At 65.6% G+C, this 15,310-nt stretch carries 12 protein-coding genes, 2 tRNA genes and 1 pseudogene; 7 read left to right on the top strand and 8 right to left on the bottom strand.

Annotation, left to right across the window (positions count from 1 at the left end):
• Nucleotides 1-24: 24 nt before the first annotated feature.
• Both E5S69_RS10870 and E5S69_RS10865 read right to left on the bottom strand, forming a co-directional pair.
• A complete protein-coding gene (locus E5S69_RS10870; RefSeq protein WP_171514657.1) occupies nucleotides 25-465 on the bottom strand; it encodes a hypothetical protein in 441 nt (146 codons plus the stop codon).
• 244 nt (nucleotides 466-709) lie between these two features.
• Nucleotides 710-796: transfer RNA gene (locus E5S69_RS10865), tRNA-Leu, on the bottom strand.
• A 271-nt stretch (nucleotides 797-1,067) separates the two neighbouring features.
• On the opposite strand from E5S69_RS10865, the gene E5S69_RS10860 reads away from it, so the two are divergent.
• Nucleotides 1,068-1,436, top strand: a complete 369-nt coding sequence (locus E5S69_RS10860) for a VanZ family protein (RefSeq protein ID WP_171514656.1) — start codon at nucleotides 1,068-1,070, stop codon at nucleotides 1,434-1,436.
• Here the strand turns inward: E5S69_RS10860 and E5S69_RS10855 are convergent.
• On the bottom strand, nucleotides 1,411-2,268 hold the full coding sequence (locus tag E5S69_RS10855) for a 23S rRNA (adenine(2030)-N(6))-methyltransferase RlmJ (protein WP_171514655.1): 858 nt from the start codon (nucleotides 2,266-2,268) through the stop codon (nucleotides 1,411-1,413). The genes E5S69_RS10860 and E5S69_RS10855 overlap by 26 nt on opposite strands.
• 154 nt (nucleotides 2,269-2,422) lie before the next feature.
• Between E5S69_RS10855 and mnmC the strand changes: the two genes are divergently transcribed.
• The 6 genes from mnmC to E5S69_RS10825 all read left to right on the top strand — a co-directional run bounded on the left by mnmC (nucleotide 2,423) and on the right by E5S69_RS10825 (nucleotide 11,190).
• Nucleotides 2,423-4,396 (top strand): bifunctional tRNA (5-methylaminomethyl-2-thiouridine)(34)-methyltransferase MnmD/FAD-dependent 5-carboxymethylaminomethyl-2-thiouridine(34) oxidoreductase MnmC, encoded by a 1,974-nt coding sequence (gene mnmC, locus E5S69_RS10850; protein ID WP_171514654.1) that lies wholly within the window; start codon nucleotides 2,423-2,425, stop codon nucleotides 4,394-4,396.
• Nucleotides 4,397-4,624: 228 nt separating this feature from the next.
• Nucleotides 4,625-5,980 carry a trigger factor gene (gene tig / locus E5S69_RS10845; RefSeq protein WP_171514653.1) on the top strand — a complete coding sequence of 452 codons (1,356 nt, stop codon included), beginning with the start codon at nucleotides 4,625-4,627 and terminating at the stop codon, nucleotides 5,978-5,980.
• Between the two features lie 99 nt (nucleotides 5,981-6,079).
• A complete protein-coding gene (gene clpP, locus E5S69_RS10840; RefSeq protein ID WP_116356354.1) occupies nucleotides 6,080-6,730 on the top strand; it encodes an ATP-dependent Clp endopeptidase proteolytic subunit ClpP in 651 nt (216 codons plus the stop codon).
• Nucleotides 6,731-6,981: 251 nt separating this feature from the next.
• Nucleotides 6,982-8,259 (top strand): ATP-dependent Clp protease ATP-binding subunit ClpX, encoded by a 1,278-nt coding sequence (clpX, locus tag E5S69_RS10835; protein WP_012352668.1) that lies wholly within the window; start codon nucleotides 6,982-6,984, stop codon nucleotides 8,257-8,259.
• 254 nt (nucleotides 8,260-8,513) lie between these two features.
• On the top strand, nucleotides 8,514-10,925 hold the full coding sequence (lon, locus tag E5S69_RS10830; RefSeq protein WP_171514652.1) for an endopeptidase La: 2,412 nt from the start codon (nucleotides 8,514-8,516) through the stop codon (nucleotides 10,923-10,925).
• Nucleotides 10,926-11,114: 189 nt separating this feature from the next.
• Nucleotides 11,115-11,190: transfer RNA gene (locus E5S69_RS10825), tRNA-Val, on the top strand.
• A 376-nt stretch (nucleotides 11,191-11,566) separates the two neighbouring features.
• Here E5S69_RS10825 and E5S69_RS10820 read toward each other — a convergent pair.
• The 5 genes and pseudogenes from E5S69_RS10820 to E5S69_RS10800 all read right to left on the bottom strand — a co-directional run.
• Nucleotides 11,567-11,896 (bottom strand): annotated as a pseudogene (locus tag E5S69_RS10820) (zinc-binding dehydrogenase); the annotation flags it as partial.
• A gap of 208 nt (nucleotides 11,897-12,104) precedes the next feature.
• Nucleotides 12,105-12,860 carry a c-type cytochrome gene (locus E5S69_RS10815; protein ID WP_336510574.1) on the bottom strand — a complete coding sequence of 252 codons (756 nt, stop codon included), beginning with the start codon at nucleotides 12,858-12,860 and terminating at the stop codon, nucleotides 12,105-12,107.
• 74 nt (nucleotides 12,861-12,934) lie between these two features.
• A complete protein-coding gene (locus E5S69_RS10810; protein ID WP_171514650.1) occupies nucleotides 12,935-14,557 on the bottom strand; it encodes a cbb3-type cytochrome c oxidase subunit I in 1,623 nt (540 codons plus the stop codon).
• Nucleotides 14,544-15,044 carry a cytochrome C oxidase subunit II gene (locus E5S69_RS10805; protein WP_171514818.1) on the bottom strand — a complete coding sequence of 167 codons (501 nt, stop codon included), beginning with the start codon at nucleotides 15,042-15,044 and terminating at the stop codon, nucleotides 14,544-14,546. The genes E5S69_RS10810 and E5S69_RS10805 overlap by 14 nt, the downstream gene beginning before the upstream one ends.
• Before the next feature lie 80 nt (nucleotides 15,045-15,124).
• Nucleotides 15,125-15,301 carry a hypothetical protein gene (locus E5S69_RS10800; RefSeq protein ID WP_171514649.1) on the bottom strand — a complete coding sequence of 59 codons (177 nt, stop codon included), beginning with the start codon at nucleotides 15,299-15,301 and terminating at the stop codon, nucleotides 15,125-15,127.
• Between the last annotated feature and the right edge of the window lie 9 nt (nucleotides 15,302-15,310).

The following is a 15,310-nucleotide window of genomic DNA, read 5'->3' as shown; positions in this document are numbered from 1 at the left end:
TGCGCCACGGCAACAGGCCTGCGCCTAGTTGCAGATCGTGCCGGGAACAGGTTTGCCGGAGGCCGTCAGCCCCTGGCAGGCATCGCCGCTGGCCAGGCTGGTGTCCGAAGCCGAGGCCGGCGACAGCCGCAGCTTGCCGGCCACGGTGCAGCATCCGCGCGGCGGTGGCGGGGCGGGGCTGCGCTTGACGGTGGTGCCGGTCAGGGTAGCAGGCGCGCTCGGAACTACCGAGGTATGCGGGACTGGCGTGACTTCTGCCGCGGAGGCGGTCGCGGCAGCGGCGGCGCCGGCCTTCGGCGGCCCGCCGGCCTCGGCCGACTCTTCCACTTCGGGATAGACGCATTGCCCCTGGTGGCAGATCCGCTCACCTTTGCACTGCATGTCGTACTGGCATCCGGCGGCCTGTGCGAGCGATGTCCAGCCAGCGGCCATCGACGCTGCCAACAGCAAGGCAGGGAATTTCATATGCCCTCCGATCAGGGCTGAGGTGATGACGCTGGAAGCCACGCGCGCCGCGCGCAGCGCAACTCCAACATCTTCAGCATAGATCGCCGCAAGGGTCCGCGAAAGGCGGCTTCGATCAGGTGTTCTACCACCTGCTGCAAGCGCCGCGAACGCGCGCGTCATCGCTGCGACACGCAGCCGAATGCCGCATGGCCGATCGAACTCAGAAGGGGGAAGGTTGTCAGCCCGCCACTTGACAGGCGGGTGGTGCGAGGGAGGGGACTCGAACCCCTACACCATTGCTGGCGTCAGGACCTAAACCTGGTGCGTCTACCAATTTCGCCACCCTCGCGGTCCTTGCGGCGCTGCCCGGACGGGCGGCCGCGATGCTCGTTGCAGGACATGAAAGCAAAAAGGCGGCTGGAATTGCCCGCCTTTGCCCGCTTTGTTGCGGGCGACACCGGCTGCCCGGACGTGGTGTCGGCACGGCTTGCGCCCGCAGTGCAACGAGGCTGCGGATTGTAGCGCAAGGCGCGGGGGGAATCCAGCCCCGGGGTGCCGGGCCGCGCGCGGCTGGCCCGTGCGGCTATATTGTCGGCTTTGCAGACGTTCGTCACCCGCCCATGATTGCCGTTCCGATCCTTACCCCGCTGCGCTGTCGCCTGCTGTTCTGGGCTTGCGCCGCGACCGTGCTGGTGTTTTCACTGATGCCGCCGACGCAGCCGCTGCCCACCACCGGCTGGGACAAGGCCAACCATATGCTGGGTTTTGCGGTGCTGGGCGTGCTGGGCGGGCGTGCCTACGCCCGGCGCGGCTGGCCGCTGTGGCTGGGGCTGATCGCGTATGGCGGCCTGATCGAACTGCTGCAAGGGCAGACCGGCTACCGCGAGGCCGACTGGTTCGACCTGCTTGCCGACAGCTTCGGCGTGGCCGCGGCCATGGCGCTGGACTGGCTGGTGCGCCGGCTCAGTGCTCCTCGGCTTCGAGCGTGAACCCGGCGCCATCGTCCTGGCCGAGCAGGTCGGCCAGCACGGGCATGGCCTGCTGCAGCGATTCCTGCAGCCGCCACGGCGGGTTGACGATGAACATGCCGCTGCCGTGCAGGCCCAGCCCGCCCTCGACCGGGCGCTTGACCGTCAGGGTCACGTGCAGCCAGCTCTTGAGCGGCAGGCCCTTCAATTGCTCCGGCAGCTGCACCGCTTCACGCCGCTGCACCTGCGGGTACCAGACCGCGTAGACGCCGGTGGCGAAACGCTCGAGGCCGTCGCGCACGGTCTGCACGGTGCGTGCGTAGTCCTGCTTGTCTTCGTAGGAGGGATCGACCAGCACCAGCGCGCGCCGCGGCGGCGGGGGTAGGATGGCCTTGATGCCACCGAAGCCGTCTCCGTCGTACAGCATGACGCGCCGCCCGGCGCCGCGGAAGTTGTCGCGCAACACCTGGATCTCGGTGCTGTGCAACTCGAACAGCCGCAAGCGGTCGTGCTCGCGCAGCATCTGCCAGGCCAGCCAGGGCGAGCCGGGGTAGTGGCGCAGGCTGCCGTCCGGGTTGAGCGCGCGCACCTGGTCCAGGTATTCGTCCAGCATCGCCGGCAGCGCGGTGCCGCTGGCGGCGGCGCGCCACAGCGGCGCGATGCCGGTCTCGAACTCTGCCTTCTTCTGCGCGTAGGCGTGGTCCAGCGCATAGAGGCCGGCGCCCGCATGGGTGTCGATATACCAGAACGCCTTGTCCTTCTGCGTCAGGTGCTCGAGCAGTTGCACCACGACGGCGTGCTTGAGGACGTCGGCGTGATTGCCGGCATGGAAGGCGTGACGATAGCTGAGCATGTGGAGCGGGGCGCCCTGGCGGCGCAAGATCGGGGGCAGACGGTTGCCGTCCGGCGGTCTGCGGGAAGGTCGCTATGCTACCATCCGCCGCGAGTCGCCCCTCCCACGCCCCGGCGCTCCGTCCGGGGCATTCAGCTTCCAGGTTTCCTGTCCCATGCCGCGCGCACTCGAGCCCGCCGAGCCCATCCTGTCTGCCCAGGGCACGCCGTATTCGCCCCGCTACGAAGATGTCTACCACAGCACCGAAGGCGGCCTGGCGCAGGCCGCCCATGTCTTCCTCGGCGGCAATGGCTTGCCGGGCGCGTGGGCCGGGCAGCGGCAGTTCGTCATTGTCGAAACCGGCTTTGGCCAGGGGCTGAATTTCCTGGCGACCTGGCAGGCGTGGCGCGACGATCCGCAGCGCTGCGGCACGCTGCATTTCGTCTCGATCGAAAAGCATCCGTTTACGCGTGAAGGTCTGGCGCAACTGCATGGCGGCCTGGATGCGCTACAGCCGCTGGCGCAGGCGCTGCAGGCGCAATGGCCGTTGGCGCTGCCGGGTTTGCACCGACTGGCGTTCGACCAGGGGCGCGTGGTGCTGACGCTGGCGTTGGGCGATGCCGAAGCCATGCTGCCGCGGCTGGCCGCCGGTGCCGATGCCTTCTACCTGGACGGCTTCTCCCCGGCGCGCAATGCCGAAATGTGGTCGGCGCCGGTGTTGCGCGGCCTGGCGCGGCTGGCGCGCCCGGGTGCCACGCTGGCGACGTATACCGCCGCGGGCTTCGTGCGGCGCGGGCTGAAGGAAGTCGGCTTCGAAGTCAGCAAAGTGCCCGGCTTTGGCGGCAAGCGCGACATGACGGTCGCGCGCTTTCGCCCGCAATGGAAATTGCGTCGCCATGCGCCGCCGCTGCCGGCGCAATGGCCCGAGCGCCATGCCATTGTGGTTGGCGCCGGCCTGGCAGGCTGCGCCATGACCGAGCGGCTGGCCGCGCGCGGCTGGCGCGTAACCCTGTTCGACGGCCACGAGGGACCGGCGCGGCAGACTTCGGCGCATCGCGCCGCGGCCATGCATGCGCACGTGTCGGCCGACGACAGCCTGCTGTCGCGGCTGTCGCGCGCCGGCAACCAGTACGCGCTGCGCGCCTGGGCGGCGCTGGCCGAGGCCGGCCATCCGGTTGGCTGGCACGGCTGCGGCGTGCTGCAGCTCGGCGAGGACGAGGCCGACGGCGAGGCCCAGCGCGCGGCGCTGGCGGAAATGGGCTTGCCGCAAGATTTCGTGCGCTGGATGAGCGCGGCGGAGGCGGCCGCGACGCACCACGCCGGCGTGCCGCGCGGCGGCCTGTGGTTTCCGCAAGGGGGGTGGGTGGCGCCGCCGGACATCTGCGCGGCGCAGCTGGCGCGCGCCGGCGCTGCGGTCACGGCGCGCTTCGGCTGCCGGGTTGGCGCGATCGCGCGTGTCGACGGGCAATGGCAGGCGCTCGGGCAGGACGGCGCCGTGCTGGCGTCGGCGCCGGTGCTGGTGCTGGCCAATGCACACGAGGCCCAGCAACTGCTGCCACAGCGGCACTGGATCCTGCGGCGCGTGCGCGGGCAGCTGACCACGCTGGCGCCGGCGCAGCTCGATGCCCTGGGTGGCTGGCCCGATTGCGTGGTGACCGGCGCCGGCTACCTGCTGCCGCGCGCCGACGACGGCAGCGGCCGCGTCGGGTCCAGCTATGACGACGACACCGGCCCGCTGGTCGAACAGCCTGCGGTGCACGCCGCCAACCTGGCACGGCTGGCCGGACTGCTGCCGGACCAGGCCGACGCGGTGGCTGCCATCGATCCGGCGGCCGTGTCGGGCTATGTCGGCGTGCGCACCGTGACGCACAACCGGCTGCCGCTGATCGGGCCGGTGCCCGACGAGGCCGCCGCCGCGGCGCAGGCGGCGTCGCTGCGCGGCGCCCACCTCCGCGACTTGCCGCGCCTGCCAGGGCTCTACGCGGCCCTTGCCTATGCCTCGCGCGGTCTCACCTGGGCAGCGCTGGGCGCGGAACTGCTGGCCAGCCAGATCGAAGGCGAGCCACTGCCGCTGGAGTCGGACCTGGTCGATGCGGTGGATCCGGCACGCCTGCTGCTGCGCGCGCTGCGCCATGGGCAGGCAGCGTAGCGCGGCGCACCAGGCTGCAGGGTTGCGGCGCGTTCCGGGCAAAATCTGCCGGAAGCGAATCAAAACCGTGCGATAATCCTCGTTTTCCGTTTGCGCGGAGCTTTCCGTTCGCCGGTGCGCTGCCCGGCCGTCCTGTGGTGACGGCGACGTGGCAGTAAAGCGGACGGTACGCGTACAAGACGGCAGCACCTACGAACACAACTACATTTCTGGATTGGATCTACGACCATGTCGAACGTGATTGAGAACCTCGGCAAGCTGGACCGCAAGGTGACCCTGGCCATCCCCAAGGCCGAAGTGGAAAAGGAAAAGCAGGAGCGCCTGGTTCGCCTGTCGAAGACCGTGAAGATGTCGGGCTTCCGTCCGGGCAAGGTGCCGATGAAGATGGTCGAGAAGCAGTACGGCCAGCAGGTCGAGTTCGAGGTCCGCTTCGACAAGGCCGCGCGCAAGTTCTTCGACCTCACCAAGGAACAGGACGTCAAGGTTGCCGGCCAGCCCAAGTTCGAGATCAAGAACGAAGGCGTGGGCGAGGATGAAGTGGCGTTCGACGCCACCTTCGAGGTGTACCCGGAAGTGACCATTGGCGACCTGTCGGCTGCCGAAGTCACCCGCACCAGCACCGAGATCACCGACGCCGAAGTCGACAAGACCATCGACATCCTGCGCAAGCAGCGCGTGCACTACCACGCCCGCGGCGAAGCCGGCGAGCATGGCGACGGCGGTGCCGACGTCACCGCTCAGAACGGCGACCGCGTCACGCTGGACTTCGTCGGCAAGATCGACGGTGAAGAGTTCCCCGGCGGCAAGGCCGAGGACTTCCCGTTCGTGCTGGGCGAAGGCCGCATGCTGCCCGAGTTCGAGCAGGCCGCGCTGGGCCTGAAGGTCGGCGAAAGCAAGACCTTCCCGCTGGCTTTCCCGGCCGATTACCACGGCAAGGAAGTGGCCGGCAAGACCGCCGAGTTCACCGTGACCCTGAAGAAGATCGAGTGGGCCCACCTGCCGGAAGTCAATGAAGCCTTCGCCAAGTCGCTGGGTATCGCCGACGGCAGCGTCGACAAGATGCGCGCCGACATCCGCGAGAACCTGGAGCGTGAAGTCAAGCGCCGCACGCATTCGATGCTGAAGGACCAGGTCATGGAAGCGCTGCTGAAGGCGAGCGAGCTGGACGTGCCCAAGGCCCTGATCGAACAGGACCAGGAGCGCCTGGTGGAAATGGCCCGCCGCGACCTGGAGCAGCGTGGCATGCCCAATGCCAAGGACATGCCGATCCCGGCCGAGATGTTCGCGCAGCAGGCCGAGCGCCGCGTCAAGCTGGGCCTGATCCTGGCCGAGATCGTCAAGGCTAACGGCCTGGAAGCCAAGGCCGACCAGATCAAGGCCGAGATCGAGGACTTCGCCAAGAGCTACGAGGACCCGAAGGAAGTCATGCGCTGGTACTACGGCGACCAGCAGCGCCTGGCCGAAATGGAAGCCTACGTGCTCGAAAACAACGTGGTAAATTTCGTGTGCGACAAGGCCAAGGTCACCGACAAGAAGGTGTCCTTCGAGGAACTCACCGCCGAAGGCAACCCGCAGCAAGCCTGAGGCCGGAAGTGACCGGCAGCCCCGCGCCACGGTGCGGGGCCCGGACTTCCCGAGTTACCCGGATTGCCTTGCGATCCGACGAATCCATGGAGAACATGCATGACCCGCAATGATTTGCTTGACCGTCTCGCCACCACGCAGGCTTCGGCACTGGACACCCAGGGCCTGGGGCTGGTGCCGATGGTCGTCGAGCAGTCCGGCCGGGGCGAGCGCGCCTATGACATCTACTCGCGCCTGCTGAAGGAGCGCGTGGTGTTCATGGTGGGCGAGGTCAACGACCAGACCGCCAACCTGGTGGTGGCACAGCTGCTGTTCCTGGAAAGCGAGAACCCCGACAAGGACGTGTCCCTGTACATCAACTCGCCGGGCGGTTCGGTGTCGGCGGGGCTGGCCATCTACGACACCATGCAGTTCATCAAGCCGGACGTGTCCACGCTGTGCATGGGCATGGCGGCCAGCATGGGCGCCTTCCTGCTGGCGGCCGGCGCCAAGGGCAAGCGTTCGGCGCTGCCCAACTCGCGCATCATGATCCACCAGCCGCTGGGCGGCGCGCGCGGCCAGGCCTCGGACATCGAGATCCAGGCGCGTGAGATCCTGTACCTGCGCGAGCGGCTCAACACCATCCTGTCGGAAGTGACGGGCCAGCCGGTCGAGAAGATTGCCCGCGACACCGATCGCGACAACTTCATGAGCGGCGACCAGGCGGTCGACTACGGCCTGATCGACAAGGTACTTGCCCGCCGCGGCTGATGCTGCGCGCCGCCGTGGCCTATCGTGCAACGGCGGCCGGCCATGCTGGCCGGGCTAAATGGCGAAGGCTACACCGGAACGAGGCCCCGTGCCTCGTTTTTTGCATCGGAACCTGTCCAACAGGTCCGTGGCCCCACAACCGGGGGGAAGCGCCGGTGATGCCAATTGTTTTGGCGTATGATGCGTTTGAAGCGTATCGCCGAGGAGCCTGTCGCCCCGCGGTGTGCGCCCTGCAAAAGTGACTGATTCCTATGGCGGACAAAAAAGGTTCATCCAGCGAAAAGCTTCTGTACTGCTCCTTCTGCGGCAAGAGCCAGCATGAGGTCAAGAAGCTGATTGCCGGCCCGTCGGTGTTCATTTGCGACGAATGCATCGACCTGTGCAACGAGATCATCCGCGATGAGGCCACGGCATCCGAGAAAGACGCCGCCGCGGCCGCGCGCTCGGATCTGCCCACGCCCCACGAGATCCGCGAAAGCCTGGACCAGTATGTGATTGGCCAGGAACAGGCCAAGAAGATCCTGGCCGTGGCGGTCTACAACCACTACAAGCGCCTCAAGCACCTCGGCAAGAAGGACGATGTCGAGCTCTCCAAGAGCAACATCCTGCTGATCGGGCCGACCGGCTCGGGCAAGACGCTGCTCGCGCAGACGCTGGCGCGCCTGCTCAACGTGCCGTTCGTGATCGCCGACGCGACCACGCTGACCGAAGCCGGCTACGTGGGCGAGGATGTCGAGAACATCATCCAGAAGCTGCTGCAGAACTGCAATTACGAAGTCGAGAAGGCGCAGCGCGGCATTGTCTACATCGACGAGATCGACAAGATCTCGCGCAAATCGGACAACCCGTCGATCACCCGCGACGTGTCCGGCGAAGGCGTGCAGCAGGCCCTGCTCAAGCTGATCGAAGGCACCATGGCATCGGTGCCGCCGCAAGGCGGGCGCAAGCACCCCAACCAGGACTTCCTGCAGGTGGACACGACCAATATCCTGTTCATCTGCGGCGGCGCCTTCGATGGCCTCGAGAAGGTCATCATGCAACGCTCGGACAAGACCGGCATCGGCTTTGCCGCGCAGGTCAAGAGCAAGGAAGAGCGCGACGTCAGCGAAGTACTGCCGCAGACCGAGCCGGAAGACCTGATCAAGTTCGGCCTGATCCCCGAACTGATCGGCCGCCTGCCGGTGGTGGCGACGCTGGCCAAGCTGGACGAGGCCGCGCTGATGCAGATCCTGGTAGAGCCCAAGAATGCGCTGGTCAAGCAATACCAGAAGCTGCTGGCGATGGAAGGCGTCGAGCTGGAAATCCGGCCCGGTGCGCTGAGCGCCATCGCGCGCAAGGCGATCCGCCGCAAGACCGGCGCGCGCGGGCTGCGTTCAATCCTGGAGCAATCGCTGATGGACGTCATGTACGACTTGCCCAATTACAAGGGCGTGCAGAAGGTGGTGATCGATGAAAACACGATCAACGGCGATGCACCCCCGCTGCTGATGTACGAGGAGCAGCAGCCCAAGGTGGCAGGGTCTAACTGACGCGACGGCTGCCAGCGTGGCAAGTGGTTGGCACCACACCGGCAGCAAGGCGGAAAGGCCGTTCGCGTAGAAGCGAGCGGCTTTTTTTGTTTATTTCTACCGACGAGAGGGAGGAAACGCGGGTATGCTGTTTCAGAGGGGCCACCAAGTGCAGGGAGCGGCATCTGCCTGCCTTGATGAATCGGTTGGCACGTATCTTGTAATCGATTCAGGCGGCCCAATTTACGCCTTAAATGACTGACTTGGGGAAAATGATGTCCGGAACACAACTCCTCCCGGCCGAGCCGATTCGCCTGCCACTGTTGCCGTTGCGCGACGTGGTGGTGTTTCCGCACATGGTGATCCCGCTGTTCGTGGGTCGCCCAAAGTCCATCAAGGCGCTTGAGACTGCGATGGAGGCGGGCAAGAGCATCATGCTCGTAGCCCAGAAGACGGCGGCCAAGGACGAGCCGACCGCCGACGACCTGTACGAGGTCGGCTGCATCGCCAATATCCTGCAAATGCTGAAGCTGCCCGACGGTACCGTGAAGGTGCTGGTCGAGGGCACCCAGCGCGCAAACATCCGCGAGGTCAGCGAAGACGATTCGCACTTCATGTGCGAAGCCGTGCCCGTGCCGCCCGCGCCTGGCGAAAGCGCCGAGACCGAGGCCCTGCGCCGCGCGATCGTGTCGCAGTTCGACCAGTACGTGAAGCTCAACAAGAAGATCCCGCCGGAGATCCTGACCTCGCTGTCGGGCATCGACGAGGCTGGGCGCCTGGCGGATACCATCGCCGCGCACCTGCCGATCAAGCTCGAGCAGAAGCAGAAGATCCTGGAGATGGTCAATGTGACCGAGCGCCTGGAAAGCCTGCTGTCGCAGCTCGAGGGCGAGATCGACATCCTGCAGGTCGAAAAGCGCATCCGTGGCCGCGTCAAGCGCCAGATGGAGAAGAGCCAGCGCGAGTACTACCTGAACGAGCAGGTCAAGGCCATCCAGAAGGAACTGGGCGAAGGCGAAGAAGGCGCCGACCTGGAAGAACTCGACAAGCGCATCAAGGCTGCGCGCATGCCGAAGGAAGCCAAGAAGAAGGCCGACGCCGAATTCAAGAAGCTCAAGCTGATGTCGCCGATGTCGGCCGAAGCCACCGTCGTGCGCAACTACATCGACACGCTGGTGAACCTGCCGTGGCGCAAGAAGAGCAAGGTCAACAATGACCTGGCCAACGCCGAGCGCGTGCTGGAAGAGGACCACTACGGTCTTGAGAAGGTCAAGGAACGTATCCTGGAATACCTCGCAGTGCAGCAGCGCGTGGACAAGCTGAAGGCGCCGATCCTGTGCCTGGTTGGCCCCCCTGGCGTGGGCAAGACCTCGCTCGGCCAGTCGGTGGCGCGCGCAACGAACCGCAAGTTCGTGCGCATGGCGCTGGGTGGCGTGCGCGACGAGGCCGAGATCCGCGGCCATCGCCGTACCTACATCGGCTCGATGCCGGGCAAGATCCTGCAGAGCCTGTCCAAGGTCGGCGTGCGCAATCCGCTCTTCCTGCTCGACGAGATCGACAAGATGGGCGCGGACTTCCGCGGTGATCCGTCGTCGGCGCTGCTCGAGGTGCTGGACCCGGAACAGAACCACACGTTCCAGGACCACTACATCGAAGTGGACTTCGACCTGTCCGACGTGATGTTCGTGGCGACGTCGAACTCGCTGAACATCCCGCCGCCGCTGCTCGACCGCATGGAAGTGATCCGCCTGTCGGGTTACACCGAGGACGAGAAGGTCAATATCGCCCAGCGCTACCTGCTGCCCAAGCAGATCAAGAACAATGGTCTGAAGGCTGGCGAGATCGAGGTGGCCGAAGGCGCGCTTCGCGACATCATCCGCTACTACACGCGTGAGGCGGGTGTGCGTTCGCTGGAACGCGAGGTGTCCAAGATCGCCCGCAAGGTGGTCAAGCTGCTGCTGCTGAAGAAGGAGTCGGGCACGATCAAGGTCGATTCCGAGAACCTGGACAAATTCCTCGGCGTGCGCAAGTACGACTTCGGCCTGGCCGGCAAGGAAAACCAGGTGGGCCAGGTGACCGGCCTGGCGTGGACCGAGGTGGGCGGCGACCTGCTGACCATCGAGGCCGCGATCATGCCGGGCAAGGGCAACATCACGCGCACCGGTTCGCTGGGCGATGTGATGAAGGAGTCGGTGGAAGCCGCGCGTTCGGTGGTGCGTTCGCGGGCACGCCGCCTGGGCATCACGGATGAGATGTTCGAGAAGCGCGACATCCACATCCACGTGCCTGAAGGCGCCACGCCCAAGGACGGCCCGTCAGCGGGCGGTGCGATGACCACCGCGCTGGTGTCGGTGCTGACCGGCATCCCGGTGCGCGCGGATGTCGCCATGACCGGCGAGATCACGCTGCGCGGCGAGGTGCTGCCCATCGGCGGCCTGAAGGAGAAGCTGCTGGCGGCTCACCGGGGCGGCATCAAGCTGGTGCTGATTCCCGAAGACAACGTCAAGGACCTGGCCGAGATCCCTGACAACGTCAAGAACGCCATCGAAATCGTGCCCGTGCGCTGGATCGACAAGGTGCTGGAACTGGCGCTCGAGCGCAAGCCCGAAGCGTTGCCGGAAGAAGACGCCAAGCCCGCGGAGGTGGCCGACAAGGCTACCGCCAAGGTTGAGCGCCTGCATCACTGACCTCGCTTCAGCCGCATGAAGGAAACGCCGCAGGGCAGCGATGCCCGGCGGCGTTTTTTTGTCTGCACGGCCTTGGCAAACCGAAATCACCTGTATTAAACTTGCGCCCTCGCAACGCAAACCACGGCATCTGCCGCGAGGTGCGGAGCGTTCAGCAAGTTGCAGGCAGACAGCCTGCGAGGGTCGAGCGGGTGCTTAGCTCAGTTGGTAGAGCGGCGCCCTTACAAGGCGTAGGTCGGGGGTTCGAACCCCTCAGCACCCACCAACGTTCGATCGATGAAATCAAGGGCTTAGAGCGATCTAGGTCCTTTTTTTATGATTGTTTCACCACCCCGTGTCGGAGCCCAAAAGAGCCTCTGGACGAACGAATCCTGGCGGTGATTGAGAGGGGCGTGCGTGGGCGCAAGCAGCGGCCTCTGACGCTGGAATTACCAGAAGCCGATCGGGTGCTGTTCGTTCTTGCGACATCTTCGAACAGGCGGATGTCCGGATCTGCAGTGCCACGACCTGCGGCACGAGGCGGTTAGCCGGCTCTTCGAGAAGACGACCTAGTCCAAAAGCCAGATCATGAAAATCAGTGGCCACAAGAGCCACCGAATGATGATGCGGTTAAGCGTCCACTGAGCCGCGCGGCCAATTTCCAGGATGATTTTCCCCACGCTCTGATTGGACTCCATCCGGCGATGCGCGTCGCCAGCCTTGGCGAGGGGGAAGATACTATCGACGACTGGCCGGATAGTGCCTTCTTCGAAGCGAACCAGCCAGCGATCGCTGAAGCGCTTAACCATTGCCCGCTTCTCGTCCGCAGTGCGCGACTTCATGACCGTGCCGATTACTTTCAGATGCCCATAGAGAATCCGCTCCAATGGCACTCTGGCATCGGCGCTTCCCCCGAACGTACCCACCTGTATCAGTCGCCCGCCATTGGCCAGCGCATGGATATTGCGCTCAAAGTACGGCGCGCCAACGAAAGCCCGTCAAACGGTTCGCGTTGGGCGTCCTGAATTAGGGCGTTGATGCGCTTGAGCGCTCGGAACCGAGTGAGGTCGAAATGGGCCGCGGCATACATGGCGTTGCATGCCCATACCCCTTTCCCGTGCTTAAAGAAAGTGGCCCACTTGCAGTCGCTGACGCAGTGGGCGCCAGGGTGCACTTCATCATGGCCGTTCGGACTATCGACTAATGCCCTTCGGCCGCTGCCTTTCGTGCGTAAAAACCCGCCACCTCTTCAATCTCCTTGTCCGTCATTGCCCTGGCCATGTTGCGCATCTGGCCTTCGGCGTCGTTGCGCCGCTGCCCGTTCCGAAAGGCGCGCAGTTCAGTGGTGAGGTAGTCATGCGGCATGCCTTCCAGCCAGGGTGCGCCGAACTTCTGGTCGACGCCGCCGTGGCATGAGATGCAGGGGGCGATGTTGCGCAGCGGGTCGCCCACGCGGACGAGTGGGGGCAGGGATTCGTCATAGGTGGTCGGTGCGGTACGGGCCTTGGGGAGCGAGGCGTAGTAGGCGGCGAGGTCGGTGATGTCGCGTTCGGACAGGTTGCGGGCCAGCGATTCCATGATCGCGCTGCCGCGCTTGCCGGACCTGTAATCCTGCAACTGCTTGATGACGACTTCCGGGTACTGGCCGGCAAGGTTTGGCGCATTGGATGCGCTCATGCCGCGCGCGCCGTGGCACATCGTGCAATTGTTCAGGGCCAGCGTGGCGCCGCGGCCGATGACGTCGGTGGGAGCGGCGTGGGCCATGCTCCGGTCAAGCACGACATTGGTGGCGATGTGGCCGTTGCGCGAGATGCCCTGGCTATTCCAGCTGGCAGGGGCGCCGGCGGCGCGGCAGATGGCGTCCCACACGCCGCGTGCGGAGAAATCGCTTTGCACGGAGGGCAGCCAGATGAAGCCGACCAGCGCCAGCACCACCGTCAGCACGATCAGCGCCAATACGCTCTTGCTGCCGATGGGGTTGGGATGCGCGGACATTGACCGGGTCTCCTGTTTGGCCTGTGGGCAGCGCGTCAGCGTCCACCAATCGGCACCACCGGCACCGACGCGTTGTCAAGCACTGCCAGCTGGACGATCGGATAACCGTAGTTGACCAGCGTGAGCGCGATCATCATCGCCACCCACAGCCCCAGGCTGTTGAGCGCCGCCGGAGGACGCGCCTCCGGGTGCAGCGTCTCGCTGAAGGTGTAGGGCGCGGGCGTGCCGGCCGGGCGGCGGTGGCCGGTGGCGAGGAGGATGACGAAGAGCAGCGCCGAGACCACCATCACCAGCCCGCCGAGCGTCGAGGCGATGACCGTCCATGCTTGCGGCTGCAGCGCGGGGTGGCTGTAGTCGTAGTACGCCATGCGGCGTGGCATGCCGAGCAGCCCCACCCAGTGCCACGGCAGCGACAGCACCAGCATGCCCAGGAACCATAGCCACAATTGCAGGCGCATCAGCCCCGCCGGCAGCGGTCCGCGGCCGGTCAGTTGCGGCCAGAGGTCGTAGGCCAGCGCCATGTACATGATGACGATGGCGCCGCCAAAGATCAGGTGGAAGTGGCCGGTGACCCATTGGGTGTTGTGGATCGTTTCATTGAGTTGGTAGCTCATGTTGATGATGCCTCCCGCGCCACCGAGGCCCAGCATGATGAACGAGAACGTCACAGCCAGCATCATCGGGTTGTGCCACGGCAGCGCGGCCAGCCAGCCGAACGCGCCGCGGCCGCCGCGCAACCGGGCAGCGATCTCGACCGAGGCGACGATGGTGAAGACAGTCAGCAGCGTCGGGACCGACACCATTGCCGTCATCGCCGCATGGACGAACTTGAAGCCAGAGCCGACTTGCGGGTCGGCGAACAGGTGGTGTATGCCGATCGGCATCGAGAAGACCAGGAAGAGCGCGAACGCCACGCGGCCCATGGTGTCGCTGTAGAGTCGTCCGCCGATGGCGCGCGGCACGATGCTGTAGAAGGCGACATAGGCGGGAATCAGCCAGAAATAAACGATGGCATGGAGTGTCCAGGAGAAAAAGACCCGTGCCAGTCCGGCATTGATGGTGTCGGTCAGCCCCAGCGATGCCGGCAGGATCAGCACCAGCACTTCGATGGCCGCGCCCAGCGAGGTCCATGCCCACAGGTAGGCGCCCGCCACGATGCCGTACATGGCCAGCGGCACGATCGCGCCCGGATTATCGCGCTTCCAGGCGGCCAGGTTGACCGACATCAGCGCCACCCATATCCACGAGCCGACCACCACCAGCACCACGCCCAGGTAGTAGAACGGGCTGCCGATCATCGGCGGGTAGAAGGTATAGAGGACCGACGCCTTGCCGAGCCCCATGGTCGCCGCCGCGAGCACCGTGCCGGCGATGACCAGCCAGTAGCCGATCCACGCCCAGCGCACGCCCAGCAGCGCCCGCTTGAGCGAGAGTTCGCTGACCGCGTAGCCGAACCCCATCGCTACCAGCGTGGGCATCACGTACGCCATGACCGTGCCGTGCGCGGTGACGGAGCGGTAGTAATGCTCGGGATTGTTGACCCACTGCGCCAGCGGGCTGCGGATGAACATCTGCCATTCGCCGAGCAGGATGGCGCCCAGAAAGGCGATGAATGCCACCCAGAAATGGGCGAGAACGAGCTTTCTAGCGAGGAACACAGGTCATCCTTTCCGTGTTGCGCGCACGGGCCATGAAGTCCTCGCGCGGGAGGACCTGCACCTTCGCCCACATGGCCTCGTGGCCAATGCCGCAGTATTCGTGGCAGGGCATCAGGTGCTCGCCCGTCTGGTTGAAGGTGGTGGTGAACGTCGCCACGAAACCGGGAATCAGCATGGTGTTGGCGTTAGTCGTGCCGACGATGAACCCGTGCACCGCGTCGGCGCTGGTACCGCGGAACGTCACCGGCATGCCCTGCGGCACCACGATGCACTGCGGCTCGAATGAATACTGCTGGGCAACCAGCCGCACCGTGACCTTGCCGTCGGGGTCCACCGCCGTGCCCAGATTGCCTTCGACGAATTCGCCTTCAAGGTGCAGCGTCTTGACGTTGACCGTCTCCACCCGTGACGGCGGCATGGACGCCCAGTGGACGCTGGCGAAGATCATGAGCAGGACGATGACTGCGATGATCAGCCCGACCACCATGGCCCAGCGGCGCTCGGCCGCCACGGCGACCGACTCGGCGTGGTGGCCATCCGGCGCAGCGGGTGTCTGCGGTGCGGCGCTCACTGGACCAGCCCCCGCGGCACGTGGACGAAGAAAAAGAAGACGAGGTAGATGAGAACGACGATCGCCGTCGCCACGCCGGCCACGGCGAAGGTACCGGACGGCCCCGTGCTGACCACGCGATGCACCTCGGCATCGGCCGGGCGCGGTTCGTTGTGATCGAGAGGATCTGGCATGTCTGGCCT

It is taken from the genome of Cupriavidus necator (assembly GCF_013141915.1).
Taxonomy (GTDB): Bacteria; Pseudomonadota; Gammaproteobacteria; order Burkholderiales; family Burkholderiaceae; genus Cupriavidus; species Cupriavidus necator_B.
The sequence above is the reverse complement of the archived record's forward strand: the minus strand, read 5'-3'. Positions and strand labels throughout refer to the sequence as shown.

What these genes read in the sequence shown, in the direction of transcription:
- E5S69_RS10870 (WP_171514657.1), bottom strand. Translation starts at nt 465, where the DNA reads ATGAAATTCCCTGCCTTGCTGTTGGCAGCGTCGATGGCCGCTGGCTGG.
- E5S69_RS10860 (WP_171514656.1), top strand. Translation starts at nt 1,068, where the DNA reads ATGATTGCCGTTCCGATCCTTACCCCGCTGCGCTGTCGCCTGCTGTTC.
- E5S69_RS10855 (WP_171514655.1), bottom strand. Translation starts at nt 2,268, where the DNA reads ATGCTCAGCTATCGTCACGCCTTCCATGCCGGCAATCACGCCGACGTC.
- mnmC (WP_171514654.1), top strand. Translation starts at nt 2,423, where the DNA reads ATGCCGCGCGCACTCGAGCCCGCCGAGCCCATCCTGTCTGCCCAGGGC.
- tig (WP_171514653.1), top strand. Translation starts at nt 4,625, where the DNA reads ATGTCGAACGTGATTGAGAACCTCGGCAAGCTGGACCGCAAGGTGACC.
- clpP (WP_116356354.1), top strand. Translation starts at nt 6,080, where the DNA reads ATGACCCGCAATGATTTGCTTGACCGTCTCGCCACCACGCAGGCTTCG.
- clpX (WP_012352668.1), top strand. Translation starts at nt 6,982, where the DNA reads ATGGCGGACAAAAAAGGTTCATCCAGCGAAAAGCTTCTGTACTGCTCC.
- lon (WP_171514652.1), top strand. Translation starts at nt 8,514, where the DNA reads ATGTCCGGAACACAACTCCTCCCGGCCGAGCCGATTCGCCTGCCACTG.
- E5S69_RS10805 (WP_171514818.1), bottom strand. Translation starts at nt 15,044, where the DNA reads ATGGTGGTCGGGCTGATCATCGCAGTCATCGTCCTGCTCATGATCTTC.
- E5S69_RS10800 (WP_171514649.1), bottom strand. Translation starts at nt 15,301, where the DNA reads ATGCCAGATCCTCTCGATCACAACGAACCGCGCCCGGCCGATGCCGAG.